The sequence below is a fragment of the Halorubrum sp. SP3 genome, assembly GCF_005435195.1.
In the GTDB taxonomy this organism is placed as follows: domain Archaea; phylum Halobacteriota; class Halobacteria; order Halobacteriales; family Haloferacaceae; genus Halorubrum; species Halorubrum sodomense.
In genome coordinates this window covers 82987-100541 of sequence record NZ_SGTU01000011.1, presented here as the reverse complement: position 1 = coordinate 100541, position 17555 = coordinate 82987, and the positions used below count along the sequence as shown (strand labels likewise).

Annotated in this window: 13 protein-coding genes and 1 tRNA gene; 6 read left to right on the top strand and 8 right to left on the bottom strand. The window is 70.4% G+C overall.

The window, feature by feature from the left end; all coding sequences use genetic code 11:
- On the bottom strand, positions 1–831 hold an 831-nt coding region (locus EXE42_RS10145), incomplete at its 3' end, for a tetratricopeptide repeat protein (RefSeq protein ID WP_137706447.1).
- Positions 832–941: 110 nt separating this feature from the next.
- Here EXE42_RS10145 and EXE42_RS10140 point away from each other — a divergent pair.
- Both EXE42_RS10140 and EXE42_RS10135 read left to right on the top strand, forming a co-directional pair.
- Positions 942–1637 carry an SdpI family protein gene (locus EXE42_RS10140; protein WP_092919392.1) on the top strand — a complete coding sequence of 232 codons (696 nt, stop codon included), beginning with the start codon at positions 942–944 and terminating at the stop codon, positions 1635–1637.
- 100 nt (positions 1638–1737) lie between these two features.
- Positions 1738–2394: a hypothetical protein gene (locus EXE42_RS10135; RefSeq protein WP_137694223.1), complete on the top strand. Its 657-nt coding sequence runs from the start codon at positions 1738–1740 to the stop codon at positions 2392–2394.
- Positions 2395–2446: 52 nt separating this feature from the next.
- On the opposite strand, the gene EXE42_RS10130 is transcribed toward EXE42_RS10135, so the two are convergent.
- The gene (locus EXE42_RS10130) at positions 2447–3814 is read right to left on the bottom strand and encodes a M20/M25/M40 family metallo-hydrolase (RefSeq protein WP_092919388.1); all 1368 of its coding nucleotides are present in this window, start codon (positions 3812–3814) and stop codon (positions 2447–2449) included.
- Between the two features lie 104 nt (positions 3815–3918).
- Here EXE42_RS10130 and EXE42_RS10125 point away from each other — a divergent pair.
- Positions 3919–3992: transfer RNA gene (locus EXE42_RS10125), tRNA-Lys, on the top strand.
- 181 nt (positions 3993–4173) lie between these two features.
- Here the strand turns inward: EXE42_RS10125 and EXE42_RS10120 are convergent.
- The 6 genes from EXE42_RS10120 to nasA (EXE42_RS10095) form a co-directional block, all read right to left on the bottom strand.
- Positions 4174–4830 carry a lactate utilization protein gene (locus tag EXE42_RS10120; RefSeq protein ID WP_092919386.1) on the bottom strand — a complete coding sequence of 219 codons (657 nt, stop codon included), beginning with the start codon at positions 4828–4830 and terminating at the stop codon, positions 4174–4176.
- Between the two features lie 305 nt (positions 4831–5135).
- Positions 5136–6788: a thermosome subunit alpha gene (thsA, locus tag EXE42_RS10115; RefSeq protein WP_092919384.1), complete on the bottom strand. Its 1653-nt coding sequence runs from the start codon at positions 6786–6788 to the stop codon at positions 5136–5138.
- 761 nt (positions 6789–7549) lie between these two features.
- The gene (locus tag EXE42_RS10110) at positions 7550–8092 is read right to left on the bottom strand and encodes a KH domain-containing protein (protein ID WP_008444741.1); all 543 of its coding nucleotides are present in this window, start codon (positions 8090–8092) and stop codon (positions 7550–7552) included.
- A gap of 103 nt (positions 8093–8195) precedes the next feature.
- Positions 8196–9182, bottom strand: a complete 987-nt coding sequence (gene rio1, locus EXE42_RS10105; protein WP_137694231.1) for a serine/threonine-protein kinase Rio1 — start codon at positions 9180–9182, stop codon at positions 8196–8198.
- 67 nt (positions 9183–9249) lie between these two features.
- Positions 9250–10548: an MFS transporter gene (locus EXE42_RS10100; protein WP_137706446.1), complete on the bottom strand. Its 1299-nt coding sequence runs from the start codon at positions 10546–10548 to the stop codon at positions 9250–9252.
- 401 nt (positions 10549–10949) lie between these two features.
- Complete coding sequence (nasA, locus tag EXE42_RS10095; protein WP_137706442.1) at positions 10950–13034, bottom strand: assimilatory nitrate reductase NasA; 2085 nt, start codon at positions 13032–13034, stop codon at positions 10950–10952.
- A 456-nt stretch (positions 13035–13490) separates the two neighbouring features.
- Between nasA (EXE42_RS10095) and EXE42_RS10090 the strand changes: the two genes are divergently transcribed.
- From EXE42_RS10090 to nasA (EXE42_RS10080), 3 genes are read left to right on the top strand one after another with little or no spacing between them, the layout of a single operon-like run.
- Complete coding sequence (locus EXE42_RS10090; RefSeq protein WP_137706441.1) at positions 13491–15266, top strand: nitrite/sulfite reductase; 1776 nt, start codon at positions 13491–13493, stop codon at positions 15264–15266.
- Complete coding sequence (locus EXE42_RS10085) at positions 15259–15438, top strand: hypothetical protein (RefSeq protein ID WP_092919376.1); 180 nt, start codon at positions 15259–15261, stop codon at positions 15436–15438. The genes EXE42_RS10090 and EXE42_RS10085 overlap by 8 nt, the downstream gene beginning before the upstream one ends.
- The gene (gene nasA, locus EXE42_RS10080; RefSeq protein WP_137706440.1) at positions 15435–17555 is read left to right on the top strand and encodes an assimilatory nitrate reductase NasA; all 2121 of its coding nucleotides are present in this window, start codon (positions 15435–15437) and stop codon (positions 17553–17555) included. Before EXE42_RS10085 ends, nasA (EXE42_RS10080) begins: the two co-directional genes overlap by 4 nt.

Sequence of the window (17555 nt, the reverse complement as noted above, 5' to 3'; positions counted from 1 at the left end):
ACCGGGCTGACCGCCCTGCCCGCCGCGACCGCCCGAACCGGGCTGACCGCCCTGCCCGCCGCGACCGCCCGGACCCGGGGCCTGGCCGGTCTGCTCTTCGATCAGCTGTTCTTCGGTCTCGCGGCGGAGCTCCTCGGCCTGGTCCGCGACCTCCTCGGCCTGCTCGTGTTCGCCGGCCTCCTCGAGCGCCCGCGCCTTCTCCTCTAAGACGCCCGCGTCGCGGTAGCCGAGGCGGATCGCGTTGTCGAAGCACTTGACCGCGTCCTCTGCGAGCCCGCGCTCGACCAGGAGGAACCCGCGGTTGTACCACGCTTCGGCGAAGCGCGGGTCGGTCTCGACGGCGCGCTCGGCGTGCTCGAGCGCCTGCTCGCTCCGGCCGGACTCCCAGAGGGCGTACGCGAGGTTCGTCTCGGCGGTCGCGGCGTGCTCGGACTCCTCGTCGATCCGCAGCGCCTCCTGGTACGCGCCGATCGCCTGGTCGAACTCCTCCAGCTGTGCGTGGGCGGCGCCCTTGTTCACCCACGCCTCCTGGGCCTCCAGGGAGTCCTCCTCGGCGAAACGGGCGGCGCGCTCGAACGTCTCCGTCGCCTCCTCGAAGCGGTTGATCCCCATGTACGAGAGGCCGACATCGATCAGCTGCTCGACGTCGACATCCTCGCTGCCGATGTTCCGGCGGTCGAGCTCCTCGGTCAACACGCGGGAGTCGACCGGGTCGACGCGGCTCGGGTCCTCGCCGAGCTCCGGCGGGTCCAGCGTGAACGCGTCGTAGTCGGCGTCGACGCCCTGCCCCGAGGAGAACTCGTGGCCGTCGTCGTCGCGTTCGTCGGTCATACCCCCTGATTGGCTGCCGCGACGCCTAAGGGTTGCGTCGCACCGGGCGCTTCGAGGGCGATTCCCACGGCCGGGAGTCTTTTATTGCCGCGGGCGTCGTCTCGACGCGTATGCCCTCCGAGTCCCGACTGTCCACGCGGCTTCGATTTGGCGTCGCGGCCCTCCTCGTCGCCGTCGGCGCCCTCGCCAGCCTCGCGGTCGCACCGAGCCTCCCCGAACGGATGGTGACGCGGTGGAACGCCGCCGGCGACCCGACCGGAACGCTCCCGCGGACCGCCGGGATGTGGCTCGTTCCGGGCCTCGCCGCCGGGCTGATCGGCCTCTTCGCGCTGCTCCCGCGGATCGATCCCCTCCGCGAGAACGTCGCCGCGTTCCGGGTCCACTACGACCGGTTCGTCGTCGTGATCACCGCGTTCCTCGTCGCCGTCCACCTCGCGGTGCTCGCCGTCAACCTCGGCTACGCGGTCGACGTGACGACGATCGCGGTGGCCGGCGCGGCCGCGCTGTTCTACTACGTCGGAACGCTGCTCCCCCACGTCGAGCCGAACTGGTTCGTCGGGATCCGAACGCCGTGGACGCTCAGCGACGACGCGGTTTGGGACCGCACCCACGCGCTCGGCGCCCGACTGTTCAAGCTCTCGGCCGCGGTCGCGGTCGTGGGCCTCTTCTCCGGCGAGTACGCGGTGTACTTCCTCGTCGGGCCGGCGCTCGCGACCGCCGCGATCACCGTCGGGTACTCGTACGTCCTGTACGCGAGAGGGGCGAGCGAGGGGGACGACGACGCGGCGGCCCGGACCGCGAAGTAGGTCGGGCGCCGACGGCCCGTCGACGCGTCGGCACTCCGACGCGCTGGCGAGTTCCGCCCCGGTGCCCGGCGTTTATACCCGCGGCCCCGAAGAGACGTGTATGACCGAGGAGTCACGCGCGGACCGACGCTCCCCCGTCGGCGAGCCGGTGGTCCGGGCCGACCCGGCGGTGACGGGCGACCGGGCCGCAGACGCGGTGGGGTTCGACCCGAGCGATCCGGACAGCGTCGCCGAGGCCGCGGAGACGGTGGCCCGCTTCGCGGCCGGCGACGTCGGCGACGACGACAACGTGTTGATGCTGCGCGGCGCCGCCGCCTGCGCGGCGCTCGTCCGCGGCGTGGGGTCGTACAAGGAGGCGGCCGAGCGGGCCGGCGAGGGCGTCTCCGTCGCGTTCATCCGCAAGTGGGCGAGGGTTCACGACCTCCCGCAGGCGGTCCGGCGACAGGTCGCGAACGGGCGGATCGCGCCGAGCGCCGCGAAGCACGTCGCGCGGCTCGGCGGTCGAGACCGCTACCTGCTCGCGTGGGCGGCGATCGACGGGGACCTCACGGTCCGGGAGGTGCGCGCGGTCGCGTCCGCGGTCAACGACGGCGCCGACATCGAGACCGCGGTCCGGGACGCCGGCGTCGAGCTCGGTCGCCTCCAGCTCCGACTTCCGCCCGAGACGTACGTCGAACTGCGCCGCCGCGCCTCGATGGAGAACGTCGAGCCGGGGGCGCTCGTCGCGGACGCGCTCGACGAGTACCTCTCGGAGTAGCGAACGGCGGGCCCCGACCGACTCCGGCGGGTCGCTCTCGACCCGCCGACGGCTACGCCGCGGCGTCGTTCGCGAACCGCTCCGCGGCGGCCGCGATCGCCTCTCTCGCCCGGACGACCTGCCCCCACGCGATCGTCTCGTCCGGGTAGTGCGCCTCGTCGATGGTGCCGGGACCGAACAGCACCGCCGGGATCCCGGCCGCGACGAAGTGGCGCGAATCGGCGCCGTACGTCGCGCCCCGCGGTTCGACGTCCGGGAGCCCGGTCGCGACGAGTCCGGCGCGGACCGCCTCGACGACGGGCTCGTCGACCGCGATCTCGGCCGGTTCGAACTGGACGGAGAACCGCTCGAACCGAGGCGGGCGCTCGCGCAGCCAGGGGTCGTCGGCCGCGACGCGCTCCAGTCGATCGCGGAACGCGGCCTCGACCTCGCTCACCGTCTCGCCCGGCGCAACGCCGATCCGGAACTCCGCGCCGAGCGTCGCCGGGACCGTCGACGCCCACGAGCCCGCCTCGACCCGGCCGCAGACGACGGGCCAGGGGACCGGGAACCGCTCGTACAGGGGATGGTCGACCGACTCGCCGCGCTCCGCCTCCAGCTCCATGAACGCCTCCCGGATCGCCTCGAACCGCGGCAGCACGTCCTCGCCCCGCCAGCGAGTGGCCGCGTGGGCGCTGCGCCCGTCGATCTCCAGCCGAGCCATGAGCGACCCTTCGCAGGCGACGACGGGTCGGAGCTCCGTCGGCTCCGCGACGATCGCCGCGTCGCGCTCGAAGGGGTACGGGGTCGCGAGCGCGGCCGTCGCCGCGCCGTAGCCGCCGTCCTCCTCGCCCGCGACGGCCTCGACCACGAGCCGAAGCCCGGACGGCGGGAGGTCGATCGACCCGTCCGCGACGCCCGCCCGCACGTCCACCGCGGCGCCGACGCAGGCGGCGAGTCCGGACTTCATGTCGGCCGCGCCGCGGGCGGTGAGGGTCTCTCCGACCCCGTCCCCGCCGGCGGCGTCATCGATAAGTCGTCCCTCGGCGTCGCGCCAAACCGGCTCGAAGGGGTCGCTCGACCACTCGGACGGCTCTGCGGGGACGACGTCGAGGTGGCCGTTCAGGACGAGGGTGGGGACCGGATCGTCGTCGTCTTCGCCGACCGCGCCGCCCGCGCCGTCACCGTTACCCGCGTCGCTCGCGCCGCCGAGTTCGAGGACGCCCGCGACGCTGCGCCGTCCCTCGACGGCCGTCGCGTCGAGGTCGTCCGGAAAGGAGGGGTGGTCCGCGAGGAGGGCGGGATCGGCGTCCCAGGCGTGCGTCTCGAAGCCGAGGTCAGCGAGTCGCTCCGCGACGAACGCGGCCGCGGGCGCCTCCTCGCCGGCGGTCGAGCGGTGCCGGCAGCAGTCGGCGGCGAACGCGCGCATGTCGAACTCCATGTTCGCGGCGAGGGCGGGGGGTCGGAAACCGTTTCGGGTGTCGATCGTCCCGCTATCGCGGTTCTAAACGTTTATCCGTCGGCTGGCCGTACAGCGATTCATCTGGGCCGGTAGCTCAGTTAGGGAGAGCGTCCGGCTTTTAACCGGACGGTCGGGGGTTCGAATCCCTCCCGGCCCGTACTCCTCGCGGCGAGCACTCCGCGAGCCGCGAGGCCGTCGAAAAGGGAGGGATTCGAACCACAGTCACTCCGCTTCGCTCCGTTCCTTGATTCGAATCTCGTCGCACCCAACGGGTGCGACTGACCCGCGCTCACGAACGTCAAAAGGGGGAGAGAGTGTGACGCGTCGAATCGAACCGCTCAGTACCCGAGCTGCTCGCGCACGAGGACGACCGTCGTCCGACCCTCCTCGGTCTCGCGGCGGTAGATCAGCTGCTTGGCGACGGCGGACTCGACGCCGTACGCCTCCTGCGCGCGCTCGTTCTCCAGCGGGTACGCGACCGACTCCAGCCGGTCGAACGCGTCGTCGAGCGTCGGGACGATCTTGTTGATCCCGGTGACGATGACGACGTTCCCCGCCGCGAACGGGTACGCGCCGATCCGGCTGCCGGAGAGGTCGGCGGCGACGAGCTCGCCCGTCTGGGCGATGGCGTTGATACCGCCGAGGAAGTAGTCGGCTGTCTGCGACTCGCGCCGCGCGGTCTGTCGCTCCGCGTCGTCGTCGATGCCCCAGATCTGGTCCGGGAGGCTCTCCCACTCGTGGTCGCCCTCGCTCAGGAACTCGTCGAACCCGATCTCTTCGAGCGTCGTCGAGTGCCCGTTCATCACGGAGACGCCGGCGGGGATCTGAGATTTCACGGTTGCCAGCGCCTCGTCGGCGTCGTCGACGACGATCACGTCGAAGCCGCGTTCCTCCAGATTGGCGACCGTCTCCTCGACGGTCTCGTCGTCGGGAAGCCCGTCCAGTTCCGCGTCGATCTCCGTCTCGTCTGCGTAGTCGGCTTTCTGCTGTGGCATGGTGAACGTGAGAACCTCGTCGATAGATCGGAGGGCCGGGAGTCACTTAATCGCTCGCGGACACCGCCGTCCGGTGGTTACGCCGGTGTTACCCTCGTGTCTCACGAGCCGAATGTGAGGGTCGGTAGCGCGGTGCGCGGTGAGGCGAAGGGAGACGCGGGCGAGCGACGAGCGGACCGCTACGCGGTCGGTCGTCGATAAAAGTCGCGTGTCGTCGGGGCCCGTAGGGGGCGCGCGACGGTCGGTCTGCGGACGGTTCGGCGAAGCGGCTGCGGTCGGTGTGGGTGGTGTGGCCTACGCGAAGCTCACATCGCGCCGCCCATACCGCCCATGCCGCCCATGCCGCCGCCCATTCCGCCGGGCGCGCCGCCGGGGCCGCCCTCGTCGCCGCCGTCGTCGGTGCCGCCGCCCTTGAGGTCGCCGGCCGCGATGACGTCGTCGATGCGGAGGATCATGACGGCCGCCTCGGTGGCGGACTCGATGGCCTGGGTCTTGACGCGGAGCGGCTCCACGACGCCCTCAGCCTCCATGTCGATCACGTCGCCCGTGTAGGCGTCGAGACCGGCGCCGAACTCGCCGCCGTCGTGGCGGGAGCGGAGGTCGACCAGCGAGTCGATGGGGTCGAGGCCCGCGTTCTCCGCGAGGGTGCGCGGGACGACTTCCAAGGCGTCGGCGAACGCCTCGACAGCGAGCTGCTCGCGACCGCCGACGGAGTCGGCGAAGTCGCGGAGCTGGAGGGCGAGCTCGGCCTCGGGGGCGCCGCCGCCGGGCAGCACCTTCCCGTCGAGCAGCGTCGTGCGGACGACGCCGAGCGAGTCGTCGATGGCGCGCTCGACCTCGTCGACGACGTGTTCGGTGCCGCCGCGGAGGATGAGCGTGACGGACTTCGCCTCCTCGACATCCTCGACGAAGATGCGCTCGTCGCCGCCGATGTCCTTCTGGGCGACGGAGCCGGCGAAGCCGAGGTCGTCCGTCTCGATGTCGTCGAGGTTGGAGACGACGCGGCCGCCGGTCGCGCGGGCGAGGCGCTTGAGGTCGTCGGACTTCGCGCGGCGGACGGCGAGGATGCCCTCCTGCGCGAGGTAGTGCTGGGCCATGTCGTCGATGCCGTCACCGACGAAGACGACGTCGGCGCCGATGTCGACGAGGTGGTCGACCATCTCGCGGAGCTGGGCCTCCTCCTGGTCGAGGAACTGCTGGAGCTGGTCGGGGTCGGTGACGTTGACCTCGGCGTCGATCTCGGTCTCCTTCACCTCGATGGCGCCGTCGAACAGCGCCACGTCGGCGTCCTCGACCGCGAAGGGCATGTTCTCGTCGACGCGCTCCTTGTCGACGATGACGCCCTCGACGAGCTCGGACTCGTCGATGGAGCTGCCGACGACCTTCTCGACGGAGACGTTCTCCGTGTCGATGCCGTCGTCGTCCTGAACCGCGAGGACGGCGTCGACGACGAGCTCGGCGAGGAGGTCCTTGGAGTTCTCCGCGCCCTTGCCCGTCATCGCCGTCTCGGCGATCTCGACGAGCGTGTCGCGGTCGTCCGCGGAGACGTCGATGGCCTCGTCTTCGAGGATCGACTTGGCCTCCTCGGCGGCCTGGCGGTACCCCTGTGCGAGGGTCGTCGCGTGGATGTCCTGATCGAGGAGCTCCTCGGCCTGATCGAGGAGCTCACCGGCGACCACGACCGCGGAGGTAGTGCCGTCGCCGACCTCCTCCTCCTGCGTCTCGCTTACCTCGACGATCATGTTGGCCGCCGGGTGGTCGATGTCCATCTCCTTCAGGATGGTGACGCCGTCGTTCGTGACGACGACGGACCCGCCGGAGTCGACGAGCATCTTGTCCATCCCTTTCGGGCCGAGCGTGGTGCGGACCGACTCCGCGACCGCTTTGCCGGCCGTGATGTTCATGTTCTGCGCGTCCTTTCCGGAGGTACGCTGCGACTCTTCAGAAAGTACGATCATGGGCTGATTGCCCATCCGCTGACGCTGTGACATTACGACCATTGATTGTTTGTGATTCTATATAAATCCTTCGCTCGTATCGTGCGAAACCGCAACACGGTGGGGGAGTATCGACCGGTATGCGGTGCGTTCACACGGCCCTTTTTATAGAACTCCAGATCAACTGCTGGACGCAAATAGGTTATAAACGGACTGCGGTGGCGCGTGCCGGTGAGCGCCGCACCGCGGCGCGAACCGCACGCGCGAGGGAGTCGCTGGCTCCCGGAGCGAAGCGGAGGGTGCCAGCGACGAGGCTGGGGAGGTGTGAGGCTGCGGTCGCGGTGCGGTGCGGTTGCTGTGGGGGTGGGACGCAAAGGGGCAGTCACCGGCGGCTCCGCCGCCGGTTGCCCGTGGCGCGTACCGCCACGCTGCCGAGAGGCGGGCGCAGGCGTTCACGAGAGCTCCGCTCTCGCGAGCCAATCAGAACGCGAAGCGTTCTGATGACGACGCAAGCACCACAGGGAGCGAACGAAGTGAGTGACCGAGGAGCGTGGTTCGAGAGAGCGAAGCTCTCTCGTCATCACGAGACGCCGTCGGCGTCTCGAACGACAGCGAGCGTGCGCCCGCCTCCCGGCTGGGGCTTTGGAGATGTTCGCCGTCGATCTGTGGTCAGGTGCTTATAAGCGAGCGACTGGGGCTTTGGAGGAGTTCTCCACATCACCAATAACAGCAGTTTATAGACAAACAGCGACGCCGCCCGCGACTCCGAGAAATTCTGCCGATTATTGCGGCGCGTTGAAGCTCACGTCGTCGTCGAGTTCGTTCGACATGCGCTCCAAGTACGAGTACACCGCGCCGTGGGGCGCGCCGTCGAGCAGCATCCCGACCGCCCGCCGGACCACTTCGAGCTCCTCGGGCTGGCCCACCGCGCCCACGGTCGACCCGTAGACGACGACGTTGGCGCCCGACAGCTCCTCTAACAGCTCTCGCGTGCGACCGTTCTCGCCGATGATCCGGCCCTTCTTGCGCTGGAGGTCGTTGTCGTTGCGGGTGTGCTCCGACAGGTCGATCAGGTCGAGCGTCCGGAGGTCGTGGTCGAGGATCGACAGCGCCGTCTCCGGCTTGAAGCCGCGGCCGATCGCCTTGATGATGTCGGGAGCCACCATCGCCGCGACGGGGTCGTCGCGCTCCTCGATGGCGACGCTCCCCGACTCCGAGTCGATGTCGAGCCGCACGTTCGCCCGCTCTTCGATCTCCCGCATCGTCTCGCCGCCGGCGCCGATGACGACGCCGATCCGGTCCTGCGGAACCGTCACGTGTTGCATATCACGGAGTACCCGGCGGAGCCTTTTAAGAGTGTTCCGCCGCGGGCGGTGTGTGGCCGCGTGACGGTGGTCTCCAGCCTCTTGAGGGCCGTGTCGCCGCGATCTACTCGTCGGACCCCTCTCCGGAGTCGTCCCGTCCGCCCGACCCCGGCCCTCGGTCTTCTCCCGGCTCCCCGGTCGGGTCCGGCTCCGGCTCCGTCACGTACGCGCGGAGGTCGTCGGGGTCGACGTCGATCCCCTGCCGGGTGAAAAAGGCCGACACGTTCTCGCAGTCGCGCCTCAGGAACTCCCCGGCGTTGGGATGGTGAACCGTCACGGCCTGTCCCAGATCGATGATCACCAGCTCGCCCTCGTGGATGATCATGTTGTACTCGGAGAGGTCGCCGTGGATCAGCCCGGCGCCGTACAGCCGACGCATGTACTCGCGGACGACCTCGTAGGCGGTCTCGGGGTTCTCCACGTCGACCTCGCTCAGCCGCCGGGCGCGGTCCTCGGCGTGGCCGACCAGCTCCATCACGAGGACGTTGCGCTGGACCGCGATCGGCTCTGGCACCCGGACGCCGGCCTTGCGCGCGCGTTCGAGGTTCGCGAACTCCTTGCGGGTCCACGCCAGCACGACCGCCTTCTTGTCGCTCGCGATCCCTTCGAACCGCGGGTCGCCCTCCAGGTAGTCGCGCATCTGTCGGAAGTTCGAGGAGTTGATCCGGTACACCTTCACCGCGACCTCGCGCTCGGGGGTGACGCCCTCCGGCCCGCCGCCCGCCGCCTCCGAACCCGGCTCGGGACGCTCGCCGGCCTGTCCGCCGAGCGCCTCGAAGACGCTCGCCTCCTTCCCGGTCGACACCGGCCCGCCGAACGCGTCGACGTAGCCGTCCTGGACCAGCTTGTACACCGCGGCCAGCGTGGCGTCGTCGAACACCGACTCCTGGAGCTTGAACTGCTCCGTGTCCTTGATCCGCTTGCGGAACTCGTCGAACTCGCGGTCCTGCCGCCGGGCGATCCGGTCGGCCTCGGTGTCGGAGACGTCGAGCTGCTCCCACTCGTCGCCGGGCTGGTCCGCGGGTTCGAGCAGGCCGAAGTCCTCGCTCATTCGTGGCAGGGTTCGGCGCCGCGAGGGATAAGCGAGGGGGTCGGCGGCGGCGTCCCCCCGCGCGCCGTCAGTCGTCGGCGACGGGCGCCGCCTCGCCCTCGCTCACGAACCCGTCGTCCGTCGCCCGCTCGGCGATCCGGGGCTGGAACACCCACGCCGCCAGCGCCACGATCGGGATCATCGACGCGCCGACGACCGCGTATCCGACGTGGAGGTTCGGAAGCAGCGGGGCGGCGTACACGAGGGGGTAGACGATCCCGCCGACGGTGCCGACGCCGCCGACGACGCCGGCCACGGCGCCGGAGCTGTCCGGGAACATGGCGGGCACCTGCGCGAAGATCGCCCCTTCGGAGAACGCACAGCCCATGCCGACGAGGAACCCGGCGCCGACGGCGACGAGCACCCGGCCGGAGAGCCCCGCGAGCGTCATCCCGAACATCGCGAGCACGACGAAACACAGCGAGACGAACGTCCACTGCTCGCGGTAGCGGCCCGGGAACAGCGGGATGATGTTCCGCTCGGCCCGCGCCAGCCGGTCGCTGACGTAGCCGCCGATCGGGCGCAGCAGTCCGGCGGCGACGGAGAACGTCGCGGCGAACGTCGACGCGAGCACGAGGTTCCGCGTGCCGAATCCCTCGCGGTAGTAGGTGGCGAGCCACCCGTTCATCGACAGTTCGAGCCCGAACGTCATTACGTACGCGAGCGCCAACACGACCGTGCCGTACCGGGTCGCGGTGAAGAGCCACTCTCGAAGTCCCGCGCTCTCTCTCGTCGCCGCGCGCTTCTCGCTGCTCTTCGCGGCCTCGCCGAACGCGTAGTAGACGCCCGCGAGCAGGATCGACACCACGCCGGTGTAGAAGAACGCGGCGCGCCAGTTCGTGGCGAAGATCGGTCCCTCCCACCCGGTCGAGAACACCCGAGGGAGCACGAGCGCCCCGCCCGCCGCGCCGGCGTTGCCGATCCCCGCGTAGATCCCCTCAGCGGTGCCGAGCTCCTCGGCTTCGAACCACTCGGAGACGTGCTGGATCCCGATTACGAACGTGATCCCCGCCGTGGCCACGATCAGCCGCGCGGCGAAGAACGTCGCGTACGACTCGGCGAACGCGCTCCAGATCGAGAAGACCCCGACGTACGCCAGCACGATGGCGAAGATCGTCGGCGCCCCGAACCGGTCCGAGAGCCACCCCGTGAGGACCCGTCCGAACGGCGCCAGCCAGATCGCCGCGCTCGCCAAGACCCCGATCTCGGCCAGCGACAGCCCGAACTCCTCGGCCATCGGCCCCGTGAACGGCGCGAACGAGAACCAGATTAAAAAGGAGAAGTTGAACCCGACCGTCGCGAGCAGCAGCGTCCGGTACTTCGTCATCTCGATCGGGCTGTTCACGCGCACCACCCCTCGCCGGTCGGCGCCCGCCCGTGCGGATCGCCCTCGCTGACTGTCGGTTTCTCATCCGTCTGCGCCTCGACGCATTCGAACGTACGGTAATTCACGTTGAAAGGGCATGAACCCGACGTTAATAAGATAACTGATGGACATATGTACGTCGATAGTTGATAGAATGAGTAATAGCAAACTCCCACGCTTCGAGCCCATTTTATTCTTTATTTTAGAAAGAGAATTTTTCTTAGTGAGAAATAAGCGCCGTCAAAAGCCATGATTTAAATTTATTTACCGTATGATCGTTCATTACATGGACAGAATAGCGAGAACGGCGGAGCGCGTCTCCGGCAACGAGGCGCGTACTACCGGAACGGCGCGCCCGGAGATCACTCGGAGGCGACCGGTTCGGGGTCCCGGCGCCCGCGTCGCTCCGGCGCCGCGATCCGCACCGCGCACTGCTTGAGATTCGGTTCGGCGGAGTCCGGGTCGACCGCTGACAGCGTGAGTTCGTTGATCGCCCCGTTGTGGATCGGCAGCCAGATCATTCCGGGCGGCACGTCGTCGTTCGCGCTCACCGCGACGCGCACGTCGCCCCGCCGGGACGCGATCACCGTCTCCCCCCGGTCGAACGCCTCCAAGTGGCGAGCGATCGTCTCGGGGTGGATCCGGGCCGTGGGGGCCCCGTCCGCGCCGTCGCGCGTCCGGACGCCGGTGTTGTAGACGCCGTCGGCCCGGCCCGTCGTCAGCGTGAGCGGGTACTCGCCGTCGACCGGCTCCGGCACCTCGGCGTGCGCGGCCGTCGAGAACCGGGCGCGGCCCGACGGCGTCTCGAACGACCAGTCGCCGCCGTCGCGGTACCGGTAGCCGCCCTCGGCGTCCGCGCTCGGGGCGGGCCAGCGGACCGCCAGTTCGTCGGCGAGCCGATCGTAGGAGATCCCGGACAGGTCGGCCGTCGTGCCGGCGGTGAGGGCGCGCATCTCGTCGAACACCGCGCCCGGGTCAAGCGGCGGGTCGTCGAACAGGCCGGGGTGGATCCGGTTGCCGATCGCCGCGATGACGTCGAGGTCCTGTCTGGCCTTCCCCGGAGGATCGGCGGCCGCGGTGACCCGCGAGACGCGGCGCTCCATGTTCGTCGTCGTCCCCTCGGACTCCCCCCACGTGGCCGCGGGCAACACCACGTCGGCGTGGGCGACGGTGTCCGACCGGAACGCGTCCTGGACGATCAGGAACGCCTCGTCGAGCGCGCGCTCGACGTGGCCGGCGTCGGGCATCCCGGCGGCCGGGTTCGTCGCGACCGTCCAGCAGACGTCGACGTTGCCGCGGGCGAGCTCGTCGACGATGCGCACGAACCCCGGCCCGGGATCGTCGGGGAGGCGCCCGAGCGGCACGTCCCACGCGTCCGCGACGTCGCGTCGGGCGTCCGGGTCGTCGAACGGCCGGTGGCCCGGCCACGTCCGCTTCGAGGCGCAGACGCGGTTCCCCATCGAGTTGGCCTGTCCCGTGAGCGAGAACGGGCCGCTCCCCGGCCCCATGTTGCCCGTCGCGAGACAGAGGTCGATGATCGCCCGCGCCGTCCCCGTGCCCTGGATGCTCTGGTTGACGCCCATCCCCCAGTAGATCAGCGAGTCCGCGGCCAGCGCGCCGGCAATCTCGTCGATCCGTTCGAGCGGGACGTCCGCGGTCGCCGCGGCGTCGGCGGCGGCCGGGAGCGACTCGACGGCCTCGGCGTACCCCTCGGTGTGTCGCTCGACGAACCGCTCGTCGACCGCACCGCGCTCGACGACGCGGGCGAGGACGGCCCGAGCCAGCGCGAGATCGGTGCCCGGCTCGGGCGCGACGTGGCGGTCGGCGGCCGCCGCCGTCCGCGTCTCCACCGGGTCGACGACGATCAGGTCGCCGTCGCCCGCGGCGGCGCTGTTCTCGATCCACGAGTGGAGGACCGGGTGGGCGACGGCGGGGTTCGCGCCCCAGACGACGTGGGTGTCCGCCGCCGGGACGTCGTCGTACGTCGGCGGCGGCCCGTCGCTGCCGAACGCCTGGTGGTACGCCATGACCGCCGAGGCCATGCACAGCGTCGTGTTCGCGTCGTAGTACCGCGTCCCGAACGCGCCGCGGGTGACCTTCCCCAGCGCGTAGGCGGCCTCGTTCGTCTGCTGCCCGCTCCCCAGCACGGCGACGTTGTCCGGGCTCCCCCGGATCGCCTCGATGAGCCGGGTCGCGACGACGCCGAGGGCGGTGTCCCAGTCCGTCGGTCGGAGCGACCCGCCGCGACGGATCAGCGGCCGCGTCAGCCGGTCCGCGCCGGGGTCGACGGTCTCGCTGACCCCGCGCTGGCAGGTGCGGCCGCCGGTGGCCGGGTGGGCCGGGTCCCCGGAGACGTCGACGACGCGCCGGTCGTCGTCCGCCGCCTCCTGGCGGTAGCCGCAGCCGACCGCGCAGCGCATACAGGTGGTCGGTCGCCGCTCGGTCATAATGCGGGCGGCGGAACTGATCGATCGTCGTTTCCATTGGCGTCGTCGTCGGGAATCATTTCGACTGGATACACGATGGCCTGTGCGACGGATAACTGTTGTCTGTCATCAAAGACCGCGTTGTATCGCGTTTCTGGTGGGTTCTACGCGACAAAGATGGAAGGTCTCCCTATCGATTAGATGTCCTTACCCAATATCGGCGTTCGATCTCGGATTTCCGATCCGAGTTCTTCTAGCCCAAATAATTCCAAGAATTATAAATTCGTACCTCTTACTCCGCAATTATCCGTCGCGAACGGACGAAGTGCCGCACTCTGAAGAGAGCGCGCGTATTTTTCGTTTTTATTAAAGAGACAACACTTTATGCGGCGATACTTATGCGATATTCAGACAAATGACGAAGATAATTGGAAATTCGTCGTCAATAGCTCGGACCGGTAACTCGGGTGGGACCGCGTGACGAACAAGAAGGAGACGTGGAAGGAGGGGATGTACGGGGACGAGGTCCGGGAGAAGATCCTGGGGTTCGCCGAGGCCGGGTGGGAGTCGATCCCGGAGGACGAGCGCGACATGTGGTTCTCCCGGTTCAAGTTCTGGGGCGTCTTCCACCAGCGCTCCGGCCAGGAGAGCTACTTCATGCTGCGGCTGGCGAACGCGAACGGCCAGCTCACCGCCGAACAGCTGCGCGCCGTCGGCGAGGTCGCCGCGGAGTACGCGCGGGGGCCGGCCTCGAACCCGGAGTTCGGCGACGCGTGGATCGACCTCACCACCCGCCAGTCGATCCAGCTCCACTGGCTCAAGCTGGAGGACGTCCCGGCGATCTGGGAGAAGCTCGAAGGCGTCGGCCTCTCGTCGCGCTCGTCGGGGGGCGACACGATGCGGAACATCTCGGGCTGTCCGGTGGCCGGTCGCGACGAACACGAGTTCGTCGACGCGCAGCCGGTGCTCGACGAGATCACGGCGAAGCTCCGCGCCGACGACGACCTCGCGAACATGCCCCGGAAGTTCAACATCAGCGTCACCGGCTGCCGGGAGGGGTGCGCGCAGGACTCGATCAACGGGATCGGCCTCGAACCGGCCGAGAAGACGGTCGACGGCGAGGCGGTGCGGGGGTTCAACGTCCGCGTCGGCGGCGGCCTCGGCGGCCGCGAGCCCCGGCGGGCGCGGAGCCTCGACGTGTTCGTGACGCCCGAGCACGCGTACGACGTCGTCAGGGGGTTCGTCGAGCTGTACTTCGAGCACGGCGACCGGGAGAACCGCCAGAAGAACCGGAGCCGCTTCTTCGTCGACGAGCGGGGCACGGACGCGATCCGCGAGCGCCTCCAGGCGTCGTACGTCGACTTCGACCTCCGGCGCGCGGGCGATGACCTCCGCGACGAGTACACGTACAACGCGGGGAAGGCGCCGTCCGAGGGGAAACACGACCACGTCGGCGTCCACGAGCAGACGGACGGACGCTACTACGTGGGTCTCACGGTCCCGATCGGACGCCTGACCGCAGAAGAGACGGTCCGGTTGGCCGACCTCGCGGCGGCGCACGGCTCGGGCGAGATGCGGCTGACGCGGCGGCAGAACCCGCTGATCTTGGACGTGCCCGAGTCGGAGCTCGACGACCTGCTCGACGCCGAGCTGCTCGACACCCACAGCCCCGAACCGAGCGTGTTCACCCGCGGGGCGATGGCGTGTACGGGCACGGAGTTCTGCTCGCTGGCGCTGACGGAGACGAAGGCCCGGACGGCGGCGATGCTCCGGTGGCTGCGCGCCAACGTGGAGCTCCCGGACGACATCGAGCAGATCAAGATCCACTACTCCGGCTGCACGGCCGACTGCGGGCAGGCGATGACCGCCGATATCGGCTTCCAGGGGATGCGGGCGCGGAAGGACGGCGAGATGGTGGAGGCCATCGACGTCGGCGTCGGCGGCGGGATCGGCCCCGAGCCCTCCTTCGTCGAGTGGATCAGGCAGCGCGTCCCGGCCGACGAGGTGCCGGGCCTGCTGCGGAACCTCCTGAACGCGTTCGCGGCCGACCGCGAGGCGGGGCAGACGTTCCGGGAGTGGGTCGAGGCGACCGGCGAGGCGGCGCTCGTCGAGCTGGCCGAGCCCGAGGAGACCGACTACGAGGACCCCTGCCTCCACGATGCGAAGCGGTCGTGGTACCCGTTCGCCGACGGGGAGGGGCCCGCGCCGACCGACGCCGACGGGACGCCGACGGCGACGGAGAGCGATGACTGACCGGAGCGCCGAGAGGCCCGCCGAGCGCGCCCGCGACCGCGCCGGCGAGGCGACGCCGGAGCGGTCGCGCGGTCGCGGCGACGCGACCGTCCCGGTGGCGTCGATGGACGTCGCGCCGGAGCTGTTCCCCGCGGAGCCGACCGGCGACGAGACGGAGCGGGGTGCGGAGTGAACGACCCCGTCCCGACCACCTGTATGCGCTGCGCGGTCGGCTGCGGCCACCTCACGGGGCGGGTCGACTCGGGGTACGGGATCGACGGCGTCCGGGGCGACGTGGCCCACCCGACGAACCGCGGCCTCGCCTGCGCCCGCGGCATCGACGAGACGCAGAACCCCGACGGCGAGTGGCTGACGAGGCCGTACGTCCGGGCCGGCGGCGAGCTCCGCCGCACCACGTGGGACGTCGCGCTCTCGCGGATCGTCGACGAGTTCCGCGGCGTACTGGACCGGGACCGCGACGGCCTCGCGGTGCTCGGGAGCGGGCAACAGACGAACGAGGCCGCCTACGCGCTCGGGAAGCTGGCCCGGGGCGGCTTCGGGACGCGTCACTACGACGCGAACACCACCCTCTGTATGGCGAGCGCCGTGACCGCGTACGACGACGCGTTCGGGAGCGACGCGCCCCCGCCGACGTACGACGATATCGAGGGCGCGACGACCCACGTCGTCTGGGGCGCGAACCCGGCGGTGGCCCACCCCGTGCTGTTCCGCTGGATAGTCGAGAGCGCGACGGAGGACGGGAGCCGCCTGATCGTCGTCGACCCCGTCGAGACGCAGACCGCGGCGGAGGGCGATCGACACGTCGCGCCCGAGCCTGGCACAGACCTCGCGCTGGCTCGGGCCGTCCTCGCCCGCGTCGTCGAGCGCGACGAGGTGGACGGGGCGTTCGTCGAGAGAGCGACGACCGGCTTCGATGCGCTCCGCGCCGAGCTCCCCGACCCGGTGGAGGCCGCGGCGACCGCTGAGGTGCCGCTCGCGGCCGTGGACGCGCTCGCCGACGCGCTCCGGGACCCGACGCTCGTCTACTGGGGCATGGGGGTCAACCAGAGCGCGCAGGGGACCGCCACCGCCGGCGCGCTGATCGACCTCTGCCTCGCGACCGGCAACATGGGCCCGGGAAGCGGCCCGTTCTCGCTGACCGGACAGGCCAACTCGATGGGGACGCGCGTCTGCTCGTCGAAGGGGTCGTGGCCGGGGATGCGCTCGTTCGAGGACCCGGACGAGCGGCGGACGATCGCCGAGGCGTGGGACGTGCCCGTCGAGCGCCTCCCCGACGACGCCGGCCCGGGACCGGTCGACATCGTCGACGCGGTCGACGACGGGCCCGTCGAGGCCGTCTGGGCCGTCGCGACGAACCCGGCCGCGGGGCTCCCGGACGCGTCGGCCGCCCGCGAACGCCTCCGGGACGCGTTCCTCGTCGTCCAGGACGCCTTCCACACCGACACCACCGAGCTGGCGGACGTCGTCCTCCCGGCCGCGACGTGGGGGGAGTCCGACGGCACGGCGATGAACATGGAGCGACGGGTCTCGCGCGTCCGGCCCGCCTCGGAGCTCGCGCCGGCCGTGCGGACCGACCTCGACATCGTCGCGTCGGTCGGCGAGGCGCTCGTTCCCGGGCTGTTCCCGGCGACGGAGCCCGAGGCCGTGTTCGACGAGTTCGCCGCGCTGACCGCCGGGACGGACGCCGACTGCTCCGGGATCTCCTACGACCGACTCCGAGAGGAGCGCGCGGTCCGCTGGCCTGCTCCGTCGGCGAAGTCGGAGGGCGGCTACCGCTACCGCGACGACGGCGACTGGTCGTTTCGGACGCCCTCCGGCCGCGCGCGGTTCTCGACCGGGACCCACGCCGAGGTGCCGGAGCCGGTCGACGAGTCGTATCCGCTCACGCTGACGACCGGCCGCGAGCCCGACGGGTACAACACCGGGATCCGGTCGCGGGACGGGGACGCGGACTCGCCGATCGTCGCGCGAGTCAACCCGGACACGGTCGCGGCGGTGAACGACGGGAGGGCGTCGGCCGACGAGGCGGAAATCGAACCCGACGAGACCGCGCGCCTCTCCTCGCGGCGCGGATCGATCCGCGTCCGCGTGACCGCCGACGCGGCCGTCCCGACCGGGACGGTCTGGCTGCCGATCCACCGCGCCGAGACGAACGAGCTGACGCTTTCGGCCACCGACCCGCGGTCGAACGAACCGAACTACAAGCAGTGCGCGGTCGCGCTTGCGCCGGTCGCCGACGAGGTCGGCGCCGAGGAGCCGAACCGGACCAAGCCGACCGCCGACGACTGA

Bases quoted from the DNA above. Each gene is read 5' to 3' on its own strand.
- nasA (WP_137706442.1), bottom strand. From the start codon at position 13,034: ATGACCGAGCGGCGACCGACCACCTGTATGCGCTGCGCGGTCGGCTGC.
- EXE42_RS10140 (WP_092919392.1), top strand. From the start codon at position 942: ATGCCCTCCGAGTCCCGACTGTCCACGCGGCTTCGATTTGGCGTCGCG.
- EXE42_RS10120 (WP_092919386.1), bottom strand. From the start codon at position 4,830: ATGCCACAGCAGAAAGCCGACTACGCAGACGAGACGGAGATCGACGCG.
- rio1 (WP_137694231.1), bottom strand. From the start codon at position 9,182: ATGAGCGAGGACTTCGGCCTGCTCGAACCCGCGGACCAGCCCGGCGAC.
- EXE42_RS10100 (WP_137706446.1), bottom strand. From the start codon at position 10,548: ATGACGAAGTACCGGACGCTGCTGCTCGCGACGGTCGGGTTCAACTTC.
- EXE42_RS10085 (WP_092919376.1), top strand. From the start codon at position 15,259: ATGACTGACCGGAGCGCCGAGAGGCCCGCCGAGCGCGCCCGCGACCGC.
- EXE42_RS10110 (WP_008444741.1), bottom strand. From the start codon at position 8,092: ATGCAACACGTGACGGTTCCGCAGGACCGGATCGGCGTCGTCATCGGC.
- EXE42_RS10135 (WP_137694223.1), top strand. From the start codon at position 1,738: ATGACCGAGGAGTCACGCGCGGACCGACGCTCCCCCGTCGGCGAGCCG.
- thsA (WP_092919384.1), bottom strand. From the start codon at position 6,788: ATGATCGTACTTTCTGAAGAGTCGCAGCGTACCTCCGGAAAGGACGCG.
- EXE42_RS10130 (WP_092919388.1), bottom strand. From the start codon at position 3,814: ATGGAGTTCGACATGCGCGCGTTCGCCGCCGACTGCTGCCGGCACCGC.